The sequence below is a fragment of the Demequina litoralis genome (assembly GCF_030418455.1).
GTDB classification, from domain to species: domain Bacteria; phylum Actinomycetota; class Actinomycetes; order Actinomycetales; family Demequinaceae; genus Demequina; species Demequina litoralis.
In genome coordinates this window covers 173,934-193,628 of record NZ_JAUHPW010000001.1, presented here as the reverse complement: position 1 = coordinate 193,628, position 19,695 = coordinate 173,934, and the positions used below count along the sequence as shown (strand labels likewise).

Here is a 19,695-nt window from a genome sequence, read left to right as displayed (position 1 = left end):
GTCGGTATCGGTTAGTCACCGAGAGGCATCGGAGGAGCTATGCACCACAAGGTCGTGGTCGTCGGTGGGAACAGGATCCCGTTCGCGAAGGCGGGAGGCCCGTACGCGCGGGCGTCCAACCATGACATGCTCACGGCGGCGCTGGACGGGCTCGTGGCCCGGACCGGCCTCGCGGGCGAGCGCATCGGGGAGGTCGCGGGAGGTGCGGTCCTCAAGCACCCGAACGACTTCAACCTCACGCGCGAGGCCGTGCTGAGCTCGGCGCTCGCGCCCGAGACGCCGGCATGCGACCTCCAGCAGGCCTGCGCCACGGGCCTCGAGACCACGATGTACATCGCGAACAAGATCGCCCTCGGCCAGCTCACCCACGGCATCGCCGCGGGCGTCGACTCCGCCTCGGACGCGCCGATCAGCGTGAGCGACCCGCTGCGACGCATCCTGCTCCAGGCCTCCCGCGCCCGCTCCGCGAAGGAGCGCCTCGCCGCCTTCGCCAAGGTGCGCCCCGGCCACCTCGCCCCCGCCGCCCCCCGCGTCGCGGAACCGCGGACCGGGCTGTCGATGGGCGAGCACCAGGCCGTCACGACCATCCGCTGGGAGATCGATCGCCAGGCGCAGGACGAGCTCGCCGCTGCCAGCCACCACCGCCTCGCGGAGGCCTGGGAGCGCGGCTTCTTCGACGACCTCGTCACGCCGTACCAGGGCGTCACCCGTGACGCGGTGCTGCGCCCCGACACCAGCGTCGAGCGGCTCGGCACGCTCAGGCCCGCGTTCGGCGGACCCGACGGCACGATGACGGCCGGCAACTCGACGCCGCTGTCGGACGGCGCCGCCGCGGTGCTGCTGGCGACCGAGGAGTGGGCCGTCGCGCACCATCTCACACCGTGGGCGCGCATCGTCGATGCCGAGGTCGCCGCCGTCGACCACCCGGGCGGAGCCGACCTGCTGCTCGCGCCCGTCGGCGCCACCGGGCGGCTGCTCGCCCGCCAGGGCCTCACCGTGGACGACATCGACCTCTTCGAGATCCACGAGGCCTTCGCGTCGACCGTGCTGGCGACGCTCAAGGCGTGGCAGGACGAGGACTACTGCCGGTCGCTCGGGCTCGACGGGCCCATCGGCGCGATCGACCGCGACCGCCTCAACATCGCCGGCTCGTCGCTTGCGGCGGGCCACCCGTTCGCCGCCACCGGCGCCCGCATCGTACCCACGCTCGCGAAGCTCCTGCACGAGCGCGGCCCGGGCACGCGCGGCCTCATCTCGGTCTGCGCCGCCGGCGGCCAGGGCGTCGTCGCGATCCTGGAGGCGGTGTGATGAGCGCGCTCGAGAAGGCCTACTACTCCCCCGTCGGTCGCAGGGTCGCCGCCAAGGCGGGCCTCGCCGAGCCGCCGCGCCTGCGCCGGGGCCGCGAGTTCCCCCACGGACCCCTGGTGCTCGCCGCGCTCGGCCCGTCGACGCTCGTCGCTGATGTGCTGAGCCTCCTCGGGCGCCCGCACGAGGCGCCCGTGATCGACACGGGCGACGACGCACCGGGATACGGCGACCGCATCGGCGCCCTCGTGGTCGACGCCACCGACGTGCGCACCGTCGCCGAGCTCGAGCCGCTGCGCGCCGTGCTCAGGCCCGCCGTGCGCGGCATCGAACGCTCGGGGCGCATCGTCGTCGTCACGCGTCCCGCCACCGGCCAGGACTGGGAGGCCGATGCCGTCGCCCGCGCCCTCGACGGCATCAACCGCACGGTCGCGAAGGAGCTCAGGGGCGGCGCGACCGCGACCCTGATCTACGCGCACGAGGGCGTCGAGGCGGGCGATCTCGTCTCGACGCTCGGCTTCGTGCTCCAGGGCCGCTCGGCCTTCGTCGACGGGCAGACGTGGCACGTGCGCCCCGCCGGCGCCGCCACTACGCGCCTGGAGGAGCGCCCGCTCGAGGGCCGCGTCTGCGTGGTCACCGGTGCGGCGCGCGGCATCGGCGCGGCGATCGCGCGGACGCTCGCCCGGGACGGCGCCTCCGTGGTCGCGGTCGACATCCCTGCGGCCGGCGAGTCGCTCGCGGCGGTCGCCAACGAGATCGGCGGCACCGCGCTCCAGCTCGACATCACCGCGGACGATGCGGGCGCACGGATCGCCGAGCACGTCGCCGCGCGCGGCACCCGCATCCACGCGATGGTCCACAACGCGGGCATCACGCGCGACAAGATGCTCGTCAACACGGACGCCGCCCGCTGGGCCTCCGTGCTCGATGTCAACCTCGCCGCGGAGATGCGGATCAACGCGGTGCTCCTCGACCCCGCCACGGACGGCGGCATGGCCGACGACGGCCGCATCGTCGGCGTGGCCTCCACCTCGGGCCTCGCCGGCAACAAGGGCCAGACCAACTACGCCGCGTCCAAGGCCGGCGTCGCGGGGCTGGTCGCGGCGATGGCCCCCGACCTCGCCGATCGCGGCATCACCGCCAACGCGGTCGCCCCCGGCTTCATCGAGACCGAGATGACCGCGCGCATCCCCTTCGTGCAGCGCGAGATCTTCCGCCGCGTCAACAGCCTCAACCAGGGCGGGCAACCCGTCGACGTCGCCGAGACCATCGGCTACCTCGTCGACCCCGCGTCCCAGGGCGTGACCGGCCAGGTGGTGCGGGTGTGCGGCCAGAACATGGTGGGCGCCTGATGGGCCGCGACGTCGAGACCCTCGAGGCGCTGCCCGCGATGGGGGCCGCATTCGCGCGGGCGCTCGTGCCGAGCCGCTCGACCGAGGCGAGGATCCCGGCGCACGCGGTGCGCGTCGACGGCGTGGTGCAGGACCGCGACCGCCTCGCCGCCTACTCGCGCGTGTGCGGCTTCACGCTCCGCGACTCCGTGCCGGCGACGTGGATCCACGTCCTCACCTTCCCGCTGCACGTCGCGCTGCTGGGCGACCGTCGCTCGTCCGTGCGCCTCGTGGGTGCGGTCCACGCCACGAACACCATGACCATGCACCGTGCGGTGGACGCCGGCGCACGCCTCGCGCTGCAGGTCCATGCCGACCACCTGCGCCCGCACGCGCGCGGCGCGATGCTCGACCTCGTCGGGCGCGCCAAGGTCGACGGCGAGACGGTGTGGGAGGGAGTGAGCACGTACCTCGCGACCGGCATGACGGCGCCCGGGGAGCCCGCCCCCGTCGAGCGGGACCCGTGGGAGCCCGTCGCCCCCATCGCCCGCTGGCGGCTCCCCGCGGACCTGGGGCGCAGCTACCGGCGCGTGTCGCAGGACCCCAACCTCATCCACACGAGCCGGGTCGCGGCGCGCGCCTTCGGCTTCGCGCGCCCCATCATCCACGGCATGTGGACGCACGCGCGGGCGCTCGCGGCGGTGGAGGGACGGCTGCCGGAGGCGCACCGCGCCGAGGCCGCCTTCCTCAAGCCCATCCTCCTGCCCGCTACCGTGGGCCTTGCGGTATCCCCCAACGTTGAGGGCCTCCGCTTGGCGGTGACCACCAAGGACGGTGCGAAACCCCACGTATTGCTGGATGTCGGTGCTGCGCGCTGATTGGCGCGGGCGCAGCTCCAGGCACCACAATGCAGCCCAGCCCTATCCACCCATCGACGAGGATGACCTCCCCCATGCCATCTGAGATCCCCCCGGCCTACGACCCCGTCAACGGCGACGAGCGTCCCTGGTACCGCTACTACGGCCCGGGCGTCCCCCACGCGATCGACCCCGCTCCCGAGGGCTCGCTCGGCGAGATGGTCGCGGAGGCGGCCCGCAACCACGGCGACCGGGTCGCGTTCTCCAACCTCGGCGGCACCCTCTCGTTCCGCGACGTGGACCGTCTCGCGACGCGCTTCGCGGCCTTCCTCCAGCACGACCTCGGCCTGGTCAAGGGCGACCGCATCGTCATCCAGATGCCGAACCTGCTCCAGTACCCGGTCGCCCTGTACGGCGCCCTGCGCGCGGGCCTCATCGTGGTCAACGCGAACCCGCTCTACACCGCGCGGGAGATGGAGGGCGTGTTCCGCGACGCCGAGCCGAAGGCCATCGTGGTCCTCGCTAACTTCGCGGACAAGGTCGCGGAGATCCTCGCCGACACGACCATCGAGCACGTGATCGTCACGCAGGTGGCGGACATGCTGCCCCAGCCCAAGCGCGCGATCGTCAACTTCGTCGCCGCCAAGGTGAAGAAGATGGTGCCCGCGTACGACCTGCCCCGGGCGATCCCCTTCACCAAGGCGATGGCGGCCGGCGCGCACGAGCGTCTCGCCGACCCGGGCCTCACGCACGACGACGTCGCGTTCCTCCAGTACACCGGCGGCACCACCGGCGGCGGGGCGAAGGCCGCGGTCCTCACGCACGGCAACCTCCTGGCCAACCAGGACCAGTTCATGGCGCAGATCCGCAACACGCTCGGCGAGGAGCGCCAGTCGGTGATCATCGCCGCGCTGCCGCTGTACCACGTGTTCTCCCTTACGGTGAACTGCATCGGGTTCTTCCGCTTCGGCGCGCACAACGTGCTCATCACCAACCCGCGCGACCTCGGCGGCTTCGTCAAGACGCTCGACGCGTCCCAGCCGGACGGTCTCATCCTCGTGAGCACCCTCGCCGGCGCGCTGCTCGACGCCGAGGGCTTCGCGGACATCGACTTCGACCGCCTCAAGCTCACGGTCGGCGGCGGCATGGCCGTGCGCTCGTCGGTCTCGGACCGCTGGAAGGCCGTCACGGGCCACGACATCACCGAGGGCTACGGGCTCACCGAGGCCTCGCCCGTGGTGAGCGTCAACCCCACGCACGTGCCCCCGCGCATCGGCACCATCGGCGTGCCGCTGCCGAGCACGGACGTGCGCATCGTCGACGACGAGGCCAAGCCGCTGCCGCTGGGCGAGCGCGGCGAGCTCGCCGTCCGCGGCCCGCAGGTCATGCGCGGCTACTGGAAGAACGAGGACGAGACGCGTCGCGTGCTGACCGAGGACGGCTGGCTGCTCACCGGCGACGTCGCGATCGAGGACGAGGACGGCTTCTTCCGCATCGTCGACCGCAAGAAGGAGATCATCGTCTGCGGCGGCTTCAACGTGTACCCCGGCGAGATCGAGGACGCGGCGATGCTGCACCCCGGCGTGGTCGAGGCGGGCGCGATCCCGATCCCGAACGAGCACTCGGGCGAGGTGCCCAAGCTCTTCGTGGTGCGTCGCGACGAGTCGCTGACCGAGCACGACCTCCGCGTGTTCCTCAAGGAGCGCCTCACGGGCTACAAGCGTCCGCGCGAGATCGAGTTCATCGACGCGCTGCCCAAGAACAACGTGGGCAAGGTGCTGCGCCGCGAGCTGCGCGAGCTCGAGGCCTCGCGCGCCGAGTGAGCCCATCCGTGGGAGCATCGCTGGCGTGACCGCGCCCGCCTCCGCACTCCTCGCCTCGGCGGTGGACGATGCGCGACGCGGGCCGGCCGGCCGCGTCACCGCGGTCTACCCGGCCCTGGCAGCGGTCGATCCCGCGTTGCTGGCCGCCGCCGTGCGTCCCGTCGCAGGGGCGCCGACGGCTGCCGGCCACGCCGACGCGAGGTTCATCCTCATGTCGGTGGCGAAGCCCTTCGTGCTGGCGCTCGCGGTCGACGCGCTGGGGGCCGAGCGGGTGCTGGCGCTCACCGGGATGCGGGAGACGGGACGCGCGTTCAACGACCCGGCCGCCATCACCGACGCGCCCGACGGCAGGACCAACCCCATGGTCAACCCGGGCGCGATCACGGCGTCGAGCCTGCTCGGGGGCGGCGACGTGCGCGCGGGCGAGGCCGCGATCCGGGAAGGGCTATCGGCCTTCGCGGGTCGTGCGCTCGCCGCGGACGCGGTGATGGTCGATGCGATCCACGCCACCAACGAGCGCAACCGGGTGCTCGCGGGCCTGCTCGCCGAGCACTCCCTGCTCGGCTGCGACCTCGAGGACGCGCTTCACCTGTACACGTACCAGTCGTGCCTGGGCCTCACGGTGCGGGAGCTCGCGCGCATGGGCGCCGTGCTCGCCCACGGCGGGCTCGACCCCGTCTCCGGCGCGCGGGTCGTGTCCGAGGAGGCGGCCGCGATCGCGCTCGAGGCGATGGCGCTCGCCGGGCTGTACGAGGCGACCGCGTCCTGGAGGGCGGAGGTCGGTCTGCCGGCCAAGAGCGGCATCGCCGGCGGGCTCGTGATGGTCGCGCCGGGCGCGGGCGCCCTCGCCGCCTACTCCCCCGGCCTCGACCCGACCGGCAACCCCCTGCGCGCGCAAAGGATCGCGAGGACCCTTGCCCCAGCGCTGCTCTCCTGATTCCCCATGAAGAAGGTGACGCATGTGGCGCAGGTGACTTCAGGTGTCGGCAGTCACTCCTGTCACCTTTGTCATGGGGAGTCGAGGGGGAGGCCCAGCATCGACTCGAGGGCCCGCATCAGCAGGGGCGCGTGGTCGGCGCGATCTCGCCAGTCGGCGAGGCCATGGGCGTTGACGCCGTCGATCATGCCCAGCAGGACCCGCGCGACAGGGGCAGGGTCGGGGGCTCCGGCCTCACGGAGCCGCTCCTCGAGCAGCCCCTGCCAGGCGTCCATCTCCGCGCGCACGGCGCGCGCGAGCTCCGCATTGCCGGGCGCCGCCGCCCAGGCCTGCACCCACACGAGGGTGACCGCGTCGCGGCTGCCGTCGGTGAGGGTGCGCACCACCGCCGCGACGCCTTCCACCCGGGCCACCTCGGCGCGCTCCTCCCCGGAGATGCGGGCGAACACCTCGGCCACCAGCGCGTCCATGCCATCCACGTAGTGGGCGACCAGGCCCGACGCGACGCCGGCGCGCTCCCCCACGCGGCGCAGCGTAAGCGCGGCGAGGCCCTCGGAGAGCGCGAGCTCGGTGGCGGCGGTGAGGATCGCGGCGCGTCGCTCGGGTCCGGCGAGGCGCTGCGCGGCTGCGGGGGTCGTTGACGGCATGGGGACGATTCTGTAGGTTCGGGCCCAGTTGATCAACCGATCAACTGCGGTCGCGGGGCCACCCGCGGGGACGGGAGCGCCCGTGATCGACGTCGTCGAGGCCACCATCGCCGAGCTGCGTGCCGCGCTCGAGTCGGGACGGACCACCGCGGTCGAGCTCGTCCGGGCATACGCCGCGCGCGCGGCGGCGTACGACGCGCCGGGCACGGCGACCGCACTCAACGCCATCGTCGTGACCAACCCCGACGCGCTCGCCGAGGCCGAGGCCTCCGACGCACGCCGGGCCGCCGGCGCCGCTCGGGGCCCGCTCGACGGGATCCCCTACACCGCCAAGGACTCGTACCTGGTCGAGGGCCTCACCGCGGCCGCCGGCAGCGCGGCCTTCAAGGACCTGGTGGCACAGCACGACGCGTTCACGATCGCGCGCCTGCGCGCGGCCGGCGCGATCTGCCTGGGCCTCACGAACATGCCGCCCATGGCGAACGGCGGGATGCAGCGCGGCGTGTACGGCCGCGCCGAGAGCCCCTACCACGCCGACTTCCTCACCGCCCCGTTCGCCTCGGGCTCGTCGAACGGATCCGGCACGGCGACCGCGGCGAGCCTGTGCGCCTTCGGCCTCGGCGAGGAGACCTGGTCGAGCGGCCGCGGGCCCGCGTCCCACAACGCGCTCTGCGCGTACACGCCGTCCCGTGGCGTGATCTCCGTGCGGGGGAACTGGCCGCTCGTGCCGACGATGGACGTGGTGGTCCCCCACACCCGCACCATGGCAGACCTCCTCGAGGTGCTCGATGTGATCGTCGCCGACGACGCCGAGACCCGCGGCGACCTGTGGCGCGCGCAGCCCTGGGTCGCGCTGCCGCGCGCCTCCGCGGTCCGGCCCGACTCGTACCCCGCGCTCGCGGACGAGGCCTCCCTCACCGGGGTCGTGCTCGGCATCCCCCGCATGTACGTCAACGCCGACGCGGAGGCGGGCACCGCATCGTCCCCCGGCATCGGCGGCCCGACGGGAACCCGCATCGACACCCATCCCGACGTGATCGCGCTGTGGGAGCGCGCCCGCGCGGACCTCCAGGCGGCCGGGGCCACCGTCATCGAGGTCGACCTGCCGATGGTGTCGCGCTACGAGGGCGACCGGCCCGGCGCGCCGACGATCAAGGACCGGCCCGAGCTGCCCGCCGGGTTCCTCGCCAGGGAGATCGTGGACCTCTCCGCGTGGGCCTGGGACGACTTCCTGTCGGCGAACGACGACACCGCGCTGCGCACGCTCGCGGACGTCGACGGCGCACGGATCTTCCCCCACCCCGAGGGCGCCCTCCCCGACCGCTACACGGGCTTCGACGACGACATCGCGGACTACCCCGCGTGGGTGCGCGCCCACCCGGGAACGCGCCTCGAGGACATCCCGACGCTCGCCGAGGGCCTCGCGGGGCTCGAGGCGATCCGGAAGGCGGACCTCGAGGACTGGATGGACCGCCACGGGCTCGACGCGCTGGTGTTCCCCGCCGTCGCGGACGTCGCGCGCGCGGACATGGACGTCGATCCCGTCTCCGCCGACGAGGGATGGCGCAACGGCGTGTGGATCGCCAACGGCAACCTCGCCATCCGCCACCTGGGCGTTCCCACCGTCACGGTCCCCATGGGCACGATGCGCGGCACCGGCATGCCGGTGGGCCTCACCTTCGCGGGCCGGGCGTACGACGACAGCGCGCTGCTGCGGCTCGGCACCGCCTTCGAGGCGGTCGGCCCCCGACGCGTCGCGCCACCCCGCACCCCCCGACTTCCCGCCACCGAGGAGACCCCATGAGCCGCCGCATGCCCGCCGAGTGGGAGCCCCACACCCGCACCTGGATGGCCTGGCCCAGCACGGGCTACACGCTGGGCGACACGGCTGACCTGGCCGAGGAGGCACGGCGCACGTGGGCCGCCGTCGCGAACGCCGTGATCGCGCGCGAGCCCCTCACGATGCTCGTCGGCCCGGAGGCCGTCGGCGCGGCGCGCGCGCACCTCGATCCGCGCATCGTGCTGCTGGAGGCGCCGCTGGACGACGCGTGGTTCCGCGACATCGGGCCCACCTTCATCGATGACGCGGGCGAGCTCGCCGGCGTCGACTGGGTCTTCAACGGCTGGGGCGCGCAGGACTGGGCCACCTGGGACAGGGACGCGCTGGCCGCGCGCGCCGCCCTGGCATCGGCGGACGTGCCGCGCATCGGCAGCGCCATGGTGAACGAGGGCGGGGGCATCCATACCGACGGCCGCGGCACCTTCCTCGTCACCGAGACCGTGCAGCTCGATCCGGGCCGCAACCCCGGCTGGACGCGTGCCCGGGTGGAGGACGAGCTCGAGCGCACCCTTGGCGCGCGCAAGGTGATCTGGCTTCCGCGCGGCCTCACCCGCGACTCGGAGCGCTACGGCACTCGCGGCCACGTGGACATCGTCGCGTGCTTCACCCCCGGTGGCCAGGTGCTGGTGCACGACCAGCGCGACCCGGCGCACCCGGATCACGTGGTCTCCGCGCAGGTGCGCGAGGTGCTGGCGGCCGCGACGGATGCCGACGGCGGCCCGTTGGACCTCGTCGCGATCCCGGCGCCGGCGACGCTGCGCGACGACGAGGGCTGGGTCGACTGGTCCTACGTCAACCACTACGTCCTCAACGGCGCAGTCGTCGCGTGCGTGTTCGACGATCCGCACGACGCCGCGGCGCTCGAGGTCCTGGCGGCCGCCTACCCGGGCCGCGAGATCGTGCCGGTGGACGCACGCCCGATCTTCGACCGCGGAGGCGGCATCCACTGCATCACGCAGCAGCAGCCGGCGATCAGGGCCTGACGAGCCCGCTCCCACCCCATCCGCTGCCCCGCCTGCACGCCTTCCCGACGCTCGCCGATTTCATGCACGAAGCGCGCCCGGGGGCGCCTCGGCGGCGCCGCCGAGCGGCGCCCTCGGGATGCCCGCTCGCGAACGTCCTGCTAGATGGCGCCTATCGCTCTCCGGGTGGGCTCGCAGGTCCCGTGGCGCGGTCGCGCGCGCCGAAGGTGCATGAAAACGGCGAGCACGCGGACGGGACACCCCGCCTAGGATGCCGCGGCGCCTCGCCACGGCACGGCCGCGCCGGCGGCGAGCGACGCCGGCACGTCGAGCACGCGCTGGTTGCGGCTGCCCCGGAACGCGAGGGTGAGGTCGCGCCGCGCGAGGTCGAACGGGCCGTCGACGAGCACGTCGATCTCCTCGAGCAGGGCCCGCTTGTCGTCGCTCTCGGCGAGCAGCTGCTCGAGCGTGTAGCCGGTCCAGCACCACACGTCCTTGCCCGGCAGCTCGGCCCGCATGCGGCGCACCAGGGACAGGCACGTGCCGGTGTTGAGGAACGGCTCGCCGCCCACCAGGGACAGGCCCTGCACCGCGGGATGCGCGAGGTCGGCGAGGATGCGCTGCTCCATCTCCAGCGTGTACGGCTCGCCGCACCGGAAGCTCCACGCGTCCTCGTTGAAGCAGCCCTCGCACTGGAACAGGCAGCCCGACACATACAGCGAGCACCGCACGCCCTCGCCGTCGACGAAGACGAACGGCTTGTAGTCGGCGACGTGGCCCTGGCTGACCCGGGAGGCCAGCCAGGACTCGCGCACGGGCGTCCGATGCATCGTCAGCCCTGCTCGGTGCGCGCGATCCGGTCGCACGGGTCGAGCGCCGACAGCGGCACCCGGACGTCGTCGTCCATGTGCTTGACCCGCGAGGAGATCTCCTGGTGGCGCCCGTGCACCATGGGCCGCTGCTGCGGGTTGCCCAGGTAGCCGCACGTGCGCTTGACGACGTCGCACGTGCGCGGGTCGTCGTTGCCGCACGCCGGGCACGAGAAGCCACGCGCGGTGGGGTCGAAGTCCCCCGCGTAGCCGCACGCGAAGCAGCGGTCGATCGGGGTGTTGGTGCCGAGGTAGCCCACCCGGTCGTACGCGTAGTCCCACACCGCCTCGAGCGCCTTGGGATTCTGCTGGAGCACCGGGTACTCGCAGTAGTGGATGAAGCCGCCCGAGGTGAGGGGGGCGTACTCCGCCTCGAAGTCGAGCTTCTCGAACGGCGTGGGGTTCTTGCGCACGTCGTAGTGGAAGCTGTTGGTGTAGTAGTCCTTGTCGGTGATGTCCGCCACCGAGCCGAAGCGCTCCTTGTCGAGCCGGCAGAAGCGGTCCGTGAGGCTCTCCGAGGGCGTCGAGTAGACGCTGAAGTGGTAGCCCGACGCCTCCTTCCACGCCGCGGCACGCTCCCGCAGCGTCCGCAGCACGCGGACCGTCAGCTCCTTGGCCTCGGGGTCGGACTCCCACTCGCCGCCGTAGAACGCCGTCGCCACCTCGTAGAGCCCGATGTACCCGAGCGACACCGTCGCGCGGCCGTCGCGGAACAGCGTGTCGACCTCCTCCGCGGGCGCGAGCCGCTTGCCGAAGGCGCCGTGCACGTACAGGATCGGCGCGTTGCCCGGCACCGCCTCCTTGCACCGCTCGATGCGGTAGCTCAGCGCATCGTGCATCGTCTCGAGACGCTCGTCGAGCAGCCGCCAGAACTCCGCGTGGTCGCCGTCGGCCTCGAGCGCGATGCGCGGGAGGTTGAGCGTGACGACGCCGAGGTTCATGCGCCCCTCGACCACGTCCTGGCCGTCCTCGTCCTCCCAGCCCTGCAGGAACGACCGGCAGCCCATCGGCGCCTTGAACGAGCCGGTGATCTCGACGATCTTGTCGTAGCTGAGGACGTCGGGGTACATGCGCTTGGTCGCGCACTCGACCGCCAGCTGCTTGATGTCGTAGTTGGCGTCGCCCTCGGACAGGTTGAGCCCGCGCTTCACGGTGAACAGCAGCTTGGGGAAGATCGCGGTGCGACCCTCGGCGCCGAGGCCGCGGATCCGGATCTGCAGGATCGCCTTCTGGATCTCGCGCTCGTACCAGCCCGTGCCGAGACCGAAGCCGATGGACGTGAACGGGGTCTGCCCGTTGGACGTGAACAGCGTGTTGATCTCGTACTCGAGCGACTGCATCGCGTCGTAGATGTCCTTGCGCGTCTTCGCCTGGACGTAGGCCTCGCGGCGCGCCGGGTCGTCGATCCACTCCGCGGCGTCCGCCTCGTGCTTGGCGCGGTTGAGCGCGGCGTACGGGGCGAGCAGCTCGTCGATGCGGTTGACGGTGCATCCGCCGTACTGGCTCGACGAGACGTTCGCGATGATCTGCGAGATCTGCGCGGTCGCGGTCTGGATCGACCTCGGCGGGGACACCTGCGCATTGCCGATGCGGAAGCCCGTCGACAGCATCGTCCGGAAGTCGATGAGGCAGCAGTTCGTCATCGGCGCATAGGGGTGGTAGTCGAGGTCGTGGTAGTGCAGGTCTCCCTTCTGGTGCGCGTTGGCGACGTGCGCCGGGAGCATCCGCAGGCCGACCGCCTTGCCGACCATGCCGGCGGTGAGGTCGCGCTGCGTGTTGTAGACCTCGGCGTCCTTGTTCGCGTTCTCGTGGACCACGCTCGAGTCCTTGGAGATGAGGCGCGTGATCGAATGGTTGAGGTCCATCGCCTTCGAGCGGGAGAAGTCGCGCTCGACGCGGTAGTCGATGTAGGCGCGGGCGACGTCGTACTCCCCCGCCTCGAGCAGCTCGTGCTCGACCACGCTCTGGATCTCGTAGATCTTCACGGCGTCCGTGAAGCGCGCGGTGAGCTCCGCGTCGATGCGCGCGACCAGCCCATCGAGGGCGGCCTCCTGTGCCGGGGTGAGCGTCCCGTGCACGGCGGTGAAGGCCTTGGCGAGCGCGGCCGCGATGCGACGGTCGTCGAAGATCAGCGTGCGGCCGTCGCGCTTGACGACCCGCAGCACCGGGCGGTCCTCGCCCTCCCCGGTCGGCGTGCGGTCCAGCTCGGTGATGCTCATGAGGGCTCCCCTTCGTGTCCTGTGGTCCCGCCGGTCACACCCACAACACAACATCTAGGGCCCCCGGTCGCACCTGAACACTAGATCTCGTGGTTCGACGCGGGTGGGCCCTTGGTCCCAGGCGCGGGTCCGCGGGGACGATGCGGCGGCCGGCCGTGCGGGGAAGCGGCCGAAACGGCGCCGTGCGGATGGAGCGACGCCCGGCGTGTCGCTCGCCCGGGCGTGGCGTTGACCGGCTGCGGGGGACGCGGCCGCGCACCTTAGTGGCAGCGGGTCACCCCGAGGTGACGGATCGGCCCCGGTGAGACGGAGATCACATCGGGAAGCACCGCGATGCCCCCCGGGACATGACATCCCTGCATACGCCGCCGATTCCCGCCGCGCGGCGCAACGTACATCCGCACGCGCGCGCCCCGATGCCGGAATCGTGCTCCTGGGTCCCATGGATATCGCAGTTATGGTCTTACGAGCCTCCGCCCCACGAAGCGCCGCTGGCAAGGCCCGGCAGCTCGGCGCGGACGGCAGCCCTTGACCCCCACCCTGGAGACATGTGCGCAAGTTTCACCTGCCCTTCCGATGGCAGACGGCGACCACGTTCGCCGTCTGCTGCTTTCTTGGCGGCATCGCCGTCGCGCTCGGCGTGCACGAGCAGCGCGTGGGAAGCGCCGTCGAGGAGGCACGCGCCCAGGCGCGCCTGCTCGACGACGAGCGGATGAAGCTCGAGCTGACGCTCGAGAAGGCGCGCGAGGTGTCGCAGGTGTCCGAGTCTGTCTCGGACGAGGATCTGGTCGCCTCGGCGGCCGCCGAGCTCGCGCAGGCGGCCACATCGGCCGCCTACGCGGCCGAGCAGCACAACATCGTGGTGAGCGCCACCGCCGTGGTCCCGCCGGTGTGGGCGAACGCGCCGCTGGGCGTCGAGACCGCGCGCGGGCCGTTCGCGTCCACGCCGTCCCTCGAGGTCGACGTGGCCGCGGTGCTGGGCGAGGCCGAGGAGGCCTCCGCCACCGACGCGACCCTCGACGACGCCGCCGAGCAGACCGAGGCGAGCGCGTCCTCCACGGACGACGCCTCCGCGGAGCCCTCGGCAGAGCCCAGCACCTCCCCGAGCGCCTCCCCGACTACCGACGCGAGCGCATCAGCCTCGCCGTCGGCCGAGCCGAGCGCCTCCCCCGACGCCGAGCCCAGCACGGATGCGGCGGTGACCGAGGACGACGCCGAGGCCCTGGCGGCCCTCATCGACGACACGGAGGTCGCGCAGGTCCTGCGCGGCGAGGTGGACGACCTGGAGACCGTCGCCGCCACCGTCACCCGCCTCGAGGAGGCCGCGGCCCAGCTCGACGCCGCGACGCGCCGCATCGAGGGCACCACCGCGGTGCTCGAGGCGGCCACCGCCGACGCCGCGCTCGAGCGCGCCAACCTGTCCCTCGAGGAGAAGCTCGATGCCGTCAAGGCCATCGCCGACTCCGCGAAGGACATGGTCGAGGCCGTCGACGGCAACGTGCAGAAGCGCTCCGTCATCACCGATCTCAACGAGGCCCGCCGCGCCCTCCTCGACCTGCGCAAGGTCGACGTGGACCGCGACGATGCCGAGGCGGTCGAGGCGCTCGTCGCCGACGTCCAGGCGGCGACCGCCGACGTCGAGCAGGCCGAGCAGGCGCTCTACACGTCCCACCGGAGGTGGGTGAAGGCGGAGAACCAGCGCCGCACCGCGATCAACAAGAAGCGGATGGCCGCGTACGAGCGCCAGGTCGAGAAGGCCTACGCGAACAGCTGGTCCAAGTACGCCCAGGCCGCCGCGAACCACCAGGACGGCTGGTCGGGCGCGCCGACCGGCATCAGCTACAGCAACGGCCAGGTGCCCGCCTCGCAGCTGTGCTCGCTGTCCTTCGCCTCGGGCCACCAGCTCCAGTGCGATGCCGCGGAGGCGCTCGAGCGCGCCGACGACGACTACTACGCCCAGACGGGCAACCACCTGTCGGTGAGCTCGTCGTACCGGTCCTACAGCGCCCAGGTCGCGACCAAGGCATCGAAGGGCTACCTCGCCGCGACCCCGGGCACGTCGAACCACGGCTGGGGCATGGCGGCCGACTTCGCGCCGGCCTCGGCCACGTGGATGCGTGCCAACGGCGAGAAGTACGGCTGGGTGCACCCGCTGTGGGCCCGCTCCGGCGGTTCCAAGCCCGAGTCCTGGCACCTCGAGTTCGTGGCGCCCGGCATCGATGTCGACATGCCCGACAAGCCGACGCTGCTGAAGAGGGTGAAGAGCTCGCTCCAGGGCTAGACGGAGACGCGGCGCACGGCCGCGCCCAGGCCCGGGTCGATCATCGCGCCCGTCGCGCTCATCACCGCGTCGGCACCCGCGGCACGGTATGCGCGGTAGTGCGCGGCGGTGAGCACGCCGCCGACGCCGACGATCGCGTACCGCCGTCCGCCGCGCTCGCGCAGGCGCGCGAGGCGGGCGGTCATGTCGAGGCCGGCCCAGCGGATCGCATCTCCGCACACGCCCGCGATCTCGCGACCCTCCCCCGGGAGCGCGGCCCGGCCGTCGCGGTCGACCAGCCGTGCCGGCAGGGTGTTGACGGCCGCGTACCCGTCGACGATGCCCGCCGTCGCGTCCACGAGCGTCGCCAGCGCCGCATCGTCCGCGAAGTAGGCCAGCTTGAGCAGCAGCGGCACGTCCCCGACGGCGTCCTTGACCGCGCCGGCGATGCGGGCGGCCTGCGGCGCGTCGAAGCACAGCAGCGCACCCGTGCCCTCGTTGGGGCAGCTGAGGTTCATCTCGAGCACCGGCGCGCCGGTCTCGACGACGAGGCGTGCGGCGGCGACGTGGTCGGCGACGTAGGCCGCCTCCCGGTCGGCCGCGCCCGCCGGCGGGTGGGTGCCCTGGAACGAGCCGACCAGCAGCTGGCCAGCTCCGGCCGCCCGGACCGCGGCCGCCATGTCGGGCTGCCACGCGTCGGGATCGCGCGACGGCACGCCGAACGAGTTGGAGATGCTGGTGGCATCGTCGAGCGCGTCGTCGGCCAGGAGCGGCTCCCGCCGGTCCGCACCGAGGTCGCCGTCGACGTGCACCGCGAGGGCGTTGGGGAACGGGTGCGACGGCCAGGCGCGCGTCCGCACGGTCTTGTAGACGTTGACGTCGAAGCCATGACGGAAGGCCGCCGCGACGTACGCGGCGTTCACCAGCGGGCCCGCGGGGATGCCGAAGGGGCGGGCGACGGGCAGCCCGAGGAGCGAGGCGCCGTCCTCCGGGTCCGAGAGTCCGTCCGGCGCGGAGGAGAGCGCCCCGAACGGTCCGTGCGCGTAGTTGTCGTCGTAGGTGCGGCGGGGGTCGTAGAACCAGGTCATGGTGGCTGCAGGCTAGCCCCGGCCTTGGGCGCCCTGCCGGGACCTCCGGCCGGACCGGGCACGACGCCCCGAGCCGTGGTGTGCTGAGGGCGTGACCCCGGAGATCGACGCCGACTACCTGGTGGTCGGCGCGGGCGCGGCCGGCCTCGCGTTCGCCGATGCGCTGGTCGACCACTCCGACGCGACCGTCGCCCTCGTGGACCGACGGGACGCGCCGGGCGGGCACTGGCGCGACGCGTACCCGTTCGTGCGCCTCCATCAGGCCTCGACGTTCTACGGCGTGGCGTCGACCGTGCTGGGCGGCGCGCTCCAGACGGCCGGCCCGGAGCGTGGGCTCCAGGTGCGTGCCACGGGTGCGCAGGTGCTCGCCTACTACGAGCGCGTGCTCGCACGCCTCCGCGGGACGGGCCGGGTCGGCTTCGTGGGCGGCGTCGCGCATACCGGCGGCGGCCGGCTCGAGGCGGCCGACGGCGCACCCGTCGCGCGCGCCCGTCCCGGCACCCGCCTCGTCGACGCGCGCTACCTCTCCCCCGTCATCCCCGCATCGACCGCACCCCCGTTCGCCGTCGATCCCGAGGCCCACGTGGTGCCCGTCGGACTCCTCGACGAGGCGCTGGACGCGCCCGCGATCGTGGTCGTCGGGTCGGGCAAGACCGCGACGGACGCGATCGTCCATGCCCTCGGCGCGGGCGTCGCGCCCGACCGCCTCACCTGGATCCGGCCGCGGGATCCCTGGATGCTGGATCGTGCGGTCGTCCAGCCCGATCCCGCGATCTTCCACGGCATGGTCGCGGCGACCTGGGAGGCGGCGGCGTCGGCGCGTTCGCTCGCGGACGTGTTCCTCCGGCTCGAGGACGCGGGCGTGATGATGCGGATCGACCCCGGTGTCGCCCCCACGATGGCGAAGGCCCCGACGCTGGGCCGCTGGGAGCTGGACCTCCTCCGGTCCGTCGAGAGGGTCGTGCGGCTGGGACACGTGCGCGCGGTCACCCCCGGACGGATCGTCCTCGACCGGGGCGAGGTCGACGTGCCACCCGGTGCGGTCGCGGTGCACTGCGCCGCGGACGGCCTGCGCCGCCCGCCGGCGGTGCCCGTGTGGGTGCCCGACGCGATCACGCTCCAGCCCGTGCGCGCGGGGTTCCCGTGCTTCGGCGCGGCCCTGGTCGGATACGTCGAGGCCACCCGCACGGACGACGCCGCCCGCAACGCGCTGTGCGCGCCCACCCGCTACGGCGACACGCTCCCCGACTGGGCCGAGATGACCGTGCGAGGAGCCCGCTCGTCCGCGTCGTTCCTCCGTGAGCCCGACATCCGCGCGTGGGCGGACTCCGTCGCGCTCAACCCCGCGCGCGTGCCCACCGGCGCCGCCTCGGCCGCGCTCGACGACGCGCGGGAGCGGATCGCGCGCCACGGCCCCGCGGGCATGCGGCGACTCGCGGAGCTCGCCGGGCTCGCGGCGTAGCGCCGCTCTCGGCAAACCCTGAGGTGGCTGCCAGGGAAAACGCGGTGCGGCCTTCGTAGCGTTCCCCTCATGACCTCGACCGCCGCCTCCCGCCCCCACCGCCTGCGCCGGCGCATCGTCGCCGCGGCCGCCACCTTCCTGCTCGCGCTCGCCGCCGTCACCGCGTGGGCGCTCGACCGCTACGTGCTCGACCACGTCGAGGTGGCGAACGCCTCCGCCTACGAGGCGGAGGTCGCCGCGGACGCGAACGAGCCCGCCCTCGCGACCGCCGCCACCGACGACACGGACGCGGTCGCCGAGGACGCGGCTGACATCACCGTCACGGAGCACACCTACGGCAGCGGCGACGACCAGGCGACGTACTACGTGGCGGACGTGGTGCTGAGCGACATCACCCAGCTGCGCTCCGCCTTCGCGCAGGACGCCTTCGGCGAGAACATCGTCGAGTACCCGTCCGACATCGCCGCCGACGTGGGCGCCGCGCTCGCGATCAACGGCGACTACTACGGCTTCCGGACCACCGGCATCGAGATCCGCAACGGCGTGATCTACCGCGACGAGCCCGCCCGCGAGGGTGCCGTGATCTACGCGGACGGCACCATGGAGGTGTACGACGAGACCACCACCAGCGCGCAGGAGCTCCTCGACGCGGGCGCGTGGCAGACGCTGTCCTTCGGACCCGCGCTCGTGGACGACGGGGAGATCGTCGACGGCATCGACCAGGTCGAGGTCGACACGAACTTCGGCAACCACTCCATCCAGGGCGACCAGCCGCGCACCGCGATCGGCATGATCGACGCGAACCACTACGTGCTCGTCGTGGTCGACGGCCGGTCGAGCGAGAGCGCCGGCGTGACGCTGACCGAGCTCGCGGAGATCATGACCGACCTCGGCGCCACCGAGGCGTACAACCTCGACGGCGGCGGCTCCTCGACGATGGTGAGCGACGGCTCCGTCGTCAACGTGCCGGGCAGGCGGGGCGAGGAGCGGGGCACGTCCGACATCCTGTGGGTGGGCTGACGTGCGCGTCCTCATCCCGGCCTACGAGCCCGACGCGCGCCTCATCGCCCTCGTGGAGGCCCTGCAGCCGGCCCACCGCGTTCTCGTCGTGGACGACGGCTCCGGCTCTGCGTACGACGCGGTCTTCGCCGAGGTGGCCGCGCGCGGCGCCACCGTCCTCCGGCACGAGTCCAACCGCGGCAAGGCGGCCGCCCTGCGCACCGGATTCGCGTGGATGGTGGGGCATGCGCCCGGCGAGGCGGTCGTCTGCGCCGACAGCGACGGTCAGCACACCGCCGCCGACATCGGCAGGGTCGCCGCGGCGCTGGCGGACAGGAGCGACGCACGGCGGGACGATGCGGTGGTGCTGGGTGTCCGTGCCTTCGTGGGCGACGTGCCGCTGCGATCGCGGCTCGGCAACCGCGTCACGGCGGTGCTGCTGACGGCCGTGGCGGGCGTGCGGGTCTCCGACACCCAGACGGGGCTGCGCGGATATCCGGCGTCGCTCCTGCCGTGGGCGCTCGGCGTGCGCGGTGAGCGCTTCGCCTACGAGCTCGAGCTGCTGCTCGACGCGAGCCGCCAGGGCGTCCCCGTCGTCGAGGTGCCCATCCGGACCGTCTACCTCGACGGCAACGCGTCCTCCCATTTCCGGCCCGTCGTCGACTCCGCGCGCGTGCTGTGGCCTCTGGCGCTCTTCGCGGCCTCCTCGCTCGCCGCCTTCGCGATCGACGCCGTCGCGGTCCTCGCGCTGTCCGCCGCCACCGGATCGCTCGCGATCGCCGTCGTGGGCGCCCGCCTCGTCAGCGCATCGGTCAACTTCGCGGTCAACCGCCGCGCGGTGTTCCGCGCGCGAGGCCCGGTGGCGGGCCAGGCGGTGCGCTACGCGCTGCTCGCGGCCGTGATGCTCTTCCTCAGCTATGCGTCGCTCCGCACCCTCACGGAGGCGGGCGCACCCCTGCTCCCGGCCAAGCTCGTCACGGATGCGCTCCTCTGGGCGCTGTCGTATCGGATGCAGCGCTCGGTCGTGTTCAGCACACAGCAAACGCGCGCGAGCGCCAGATCTATGCAGGATTCCACGCCGTGTGCGCAGGTTTAG

At 73.0% G+C, this 19,695-nt stretch carries 15 protein-coding genes; 11 read left to right on the top strand and 4 right to left on the bottom strand.

Features of this window, described 5'->3' with window-relative positions; all coding sequences use genetic code 11:
- The first annotated feature begins 39 nt into the window (after positions 1-39).
- From QQX09_RS00860 to QQX09_RS00840, 5 genes are all read left to right on the top strand, one after another.
- Positions 40-1,308, top strand: a complete 1,269-nt coding sequence (locus QQX09_RS00860) for an acetyl-CoA C-acetyltransferase (RefSeq protein WP_301130820.1) — start codon at positions 40-42, stop codon at positions 1,306-1,308.
- A complete protein-coding gene (locus QQX09_RS00855) occupies positions 1,308-2,657 on the top strand; it encodes a 3-oxoacyl-ACP reductase (RefSeq protein ID WP_301130819.1) in 1,350 nt (449 codons plus the stop codon). The genes QQX09_RS00860 and QQX09_RS00855 overlap by 1 nt, the downstream gene beginning before the upstream one ends.
- Entirely contained in the window at positions 2,657-3,514 is an 858-nt protein-coding gene (locus QQX09_RS00850) for a MaoC/PaaZ C-terminal domain-containing protein (protein ID WP_301130818.1), read from the top strand. The genes QQX09_RS00855 and QQX09_RS00850 overlap by 1 nt, the downstream gene beginning before the upstream one ends.
- A gap of 74 nt (positions 3,515-3,588) precedes the next feature.
- Positions 3,589-5,316 (top strand): AMP-binding protein, encoded by a 1,728-nt coding sequence (locus QQX09_RS00845; protein ID WP_301130817.1) that lies wholly within the window; start codon positions 3,589-3,591, stop codon positions 5,314-5,316.
- Between the two features lie 25 nt (positions 5,317-5,341).
- Positions 5,342-6,253: a glutaminase gene (locus QQX09_RS00840; RefSeq protein WP_301130816.1), complete on the top strand. Its 912-nt coding sequence runs from the start codon at positions 5,342-5,344 to the stop codon at positions 6,251-6,253.
- Between the two features lie 71 nt (positions 6,254-6,324).
- Here the strand turns inward: QQX09_RS00840 and QQX09_RS00835 are convergent, their stop codons facing one another.
- Positions 6,325-6,900, bottom strand: coding sequence for a TetR/AcrR family transcriptional regulator (locus tag QQX09_RS00835; RefSeq protein ID WP_301130815.1), 576 nt, complete (start codon positions 6,898-6,900; stop codon positions 6,325-6,327).
- An 82-nt stretch (positions 6,901-6,982) separates the two neighbouring features.
- On the opposite strand from QQX09_RS00835, the gene QQX09_RS00830 reads away from it, so the two are divergent.
- Together QQX09_RS00830 and QQX09_RS00825 are read left to right on the top strand one after the other, a co-directional pair.
- Entirely contained in the window at positions 6,983-8,704 is a 1,722-nt protein-coding gene (locus QQX09_RS00830; RefSeq protein ID WP_301130814.1) for an amidase, read from the top strand.
- On the top strand, positions 8,701-9,723 hold the full coding sequence (locus tag QQX09_RS00825; protein WP_301130813.1) for an agmatine deiminase family protein: 1,023 nt from the start codon (positions 8,701-8,703) through the stop codon (positions 9,721-9,723). The genes QQX09_RS00830 and QQX09_RS00825 overlap by 4 nt, the downstream gene beginning before the upstream one ends.
- Positions 9,724-9,968: 245 nt before the next feature.
- Here QQX09_RS00825 and nrdG read toward each other — a convergent pair whose 3' ends face one another.
- Both nrdG and nrdD read right to left on the bottom strand, forming a co-directional pair.
- Entirely contained in the window at positions 9,969-10,532 is a 564-nt protein-coding gene (gene nrdG, locus QQX09_RS00820) for an anaerobic ribonucleoside-triphosphate reductase activating protein (protein WP_301130812.1), read from the bottom strand.
- Positions 10,533-10,534: 2 nt separating this feature from the next.
- A complete protein-coding gene (nrdD, locus tag QQX09_RS00815) occupies positions 10,535-12,790 on the bottom strand; it encodes an anaerobic ribonucleoside-triphosphate reductase (RefSeq protein ID WP_301130811.1) in 2,256 nt (751 codons plus the stop codon).
- A gap of 550 nt (positions 12,791-13,340) precedes the next feature.
- Here nrdD and QQX09_RS00810 point away from each other — a divergent pair.
- Positions 13,341-15,071 (top strand): M15 family metallopeptidase, encoded by a 1,731-nt coding sequence (locus tag QQX09_RS00810; protein ID WP_301130810.1) that lies wholly within the window; start codon positions 13,341-13,343, stop codon positions 15,069-15,071.
- Here the strand turns inward: QQX09_RS00810 and QQX09_RS00805 are convergent.
- Positions 15,068-16,138: a beta/alpha barrel domain-containing protein gene (locus QQX09_RS00805; RefSeq protein ID WP_301130809.1), complete on the bottom strand. Its 1,071-nt coding sequence runs from the start codon at positions 16,136-16,138 to the stop codon at positions 15,068-15,070. The genes QQX09_RS00810 and QQX09_RS00805 overlap by 4 nt on opposite strands.
- A gap of 91 nt (positions 16,139-16,229) precedes the next feature.
- On the opposite strand from QQX09_RS00805, the gene QQX09_RS00800 reads away from it, so the two are divergent.
- From QQX09_RS00800 to QQX09_RS00790, 3 genes are all read left to right on the top strand, one after another.
- A complete protein-coding gene (locus QQX09_RS00800; protein ID WP_301130808.1) occupies positions 16,230-17,600 on the top strand; it encodes an NAD(P)-binding protein in 1,371 nt (456 codons plus the stop codon).
- Positions 17,601-17,669: 69 nt separating this feature from the next.
- Positions 17,670-18,620, top strand: coding sequence for a phosphodiester glycosidase family protein (locus QQX09_RS00795; protein WP_301130807.1), 951 nt, complete (start codon positions 17,670-17,672; stop codon positions 18,618-18,620).
- Between the two features lies 1 nt (position 18,621).
- The gene (locus tag QQX09_RS00790) at positions 18,622-19,695 is read left to right on the top strand and encodes a glycosyltransferase (protein ID WP_301130806.1); all 1,074 of its coding nucleotides are present in this window, start codon (positions 18,622-18,624) and stop codon (positions 19,693-19,695) included.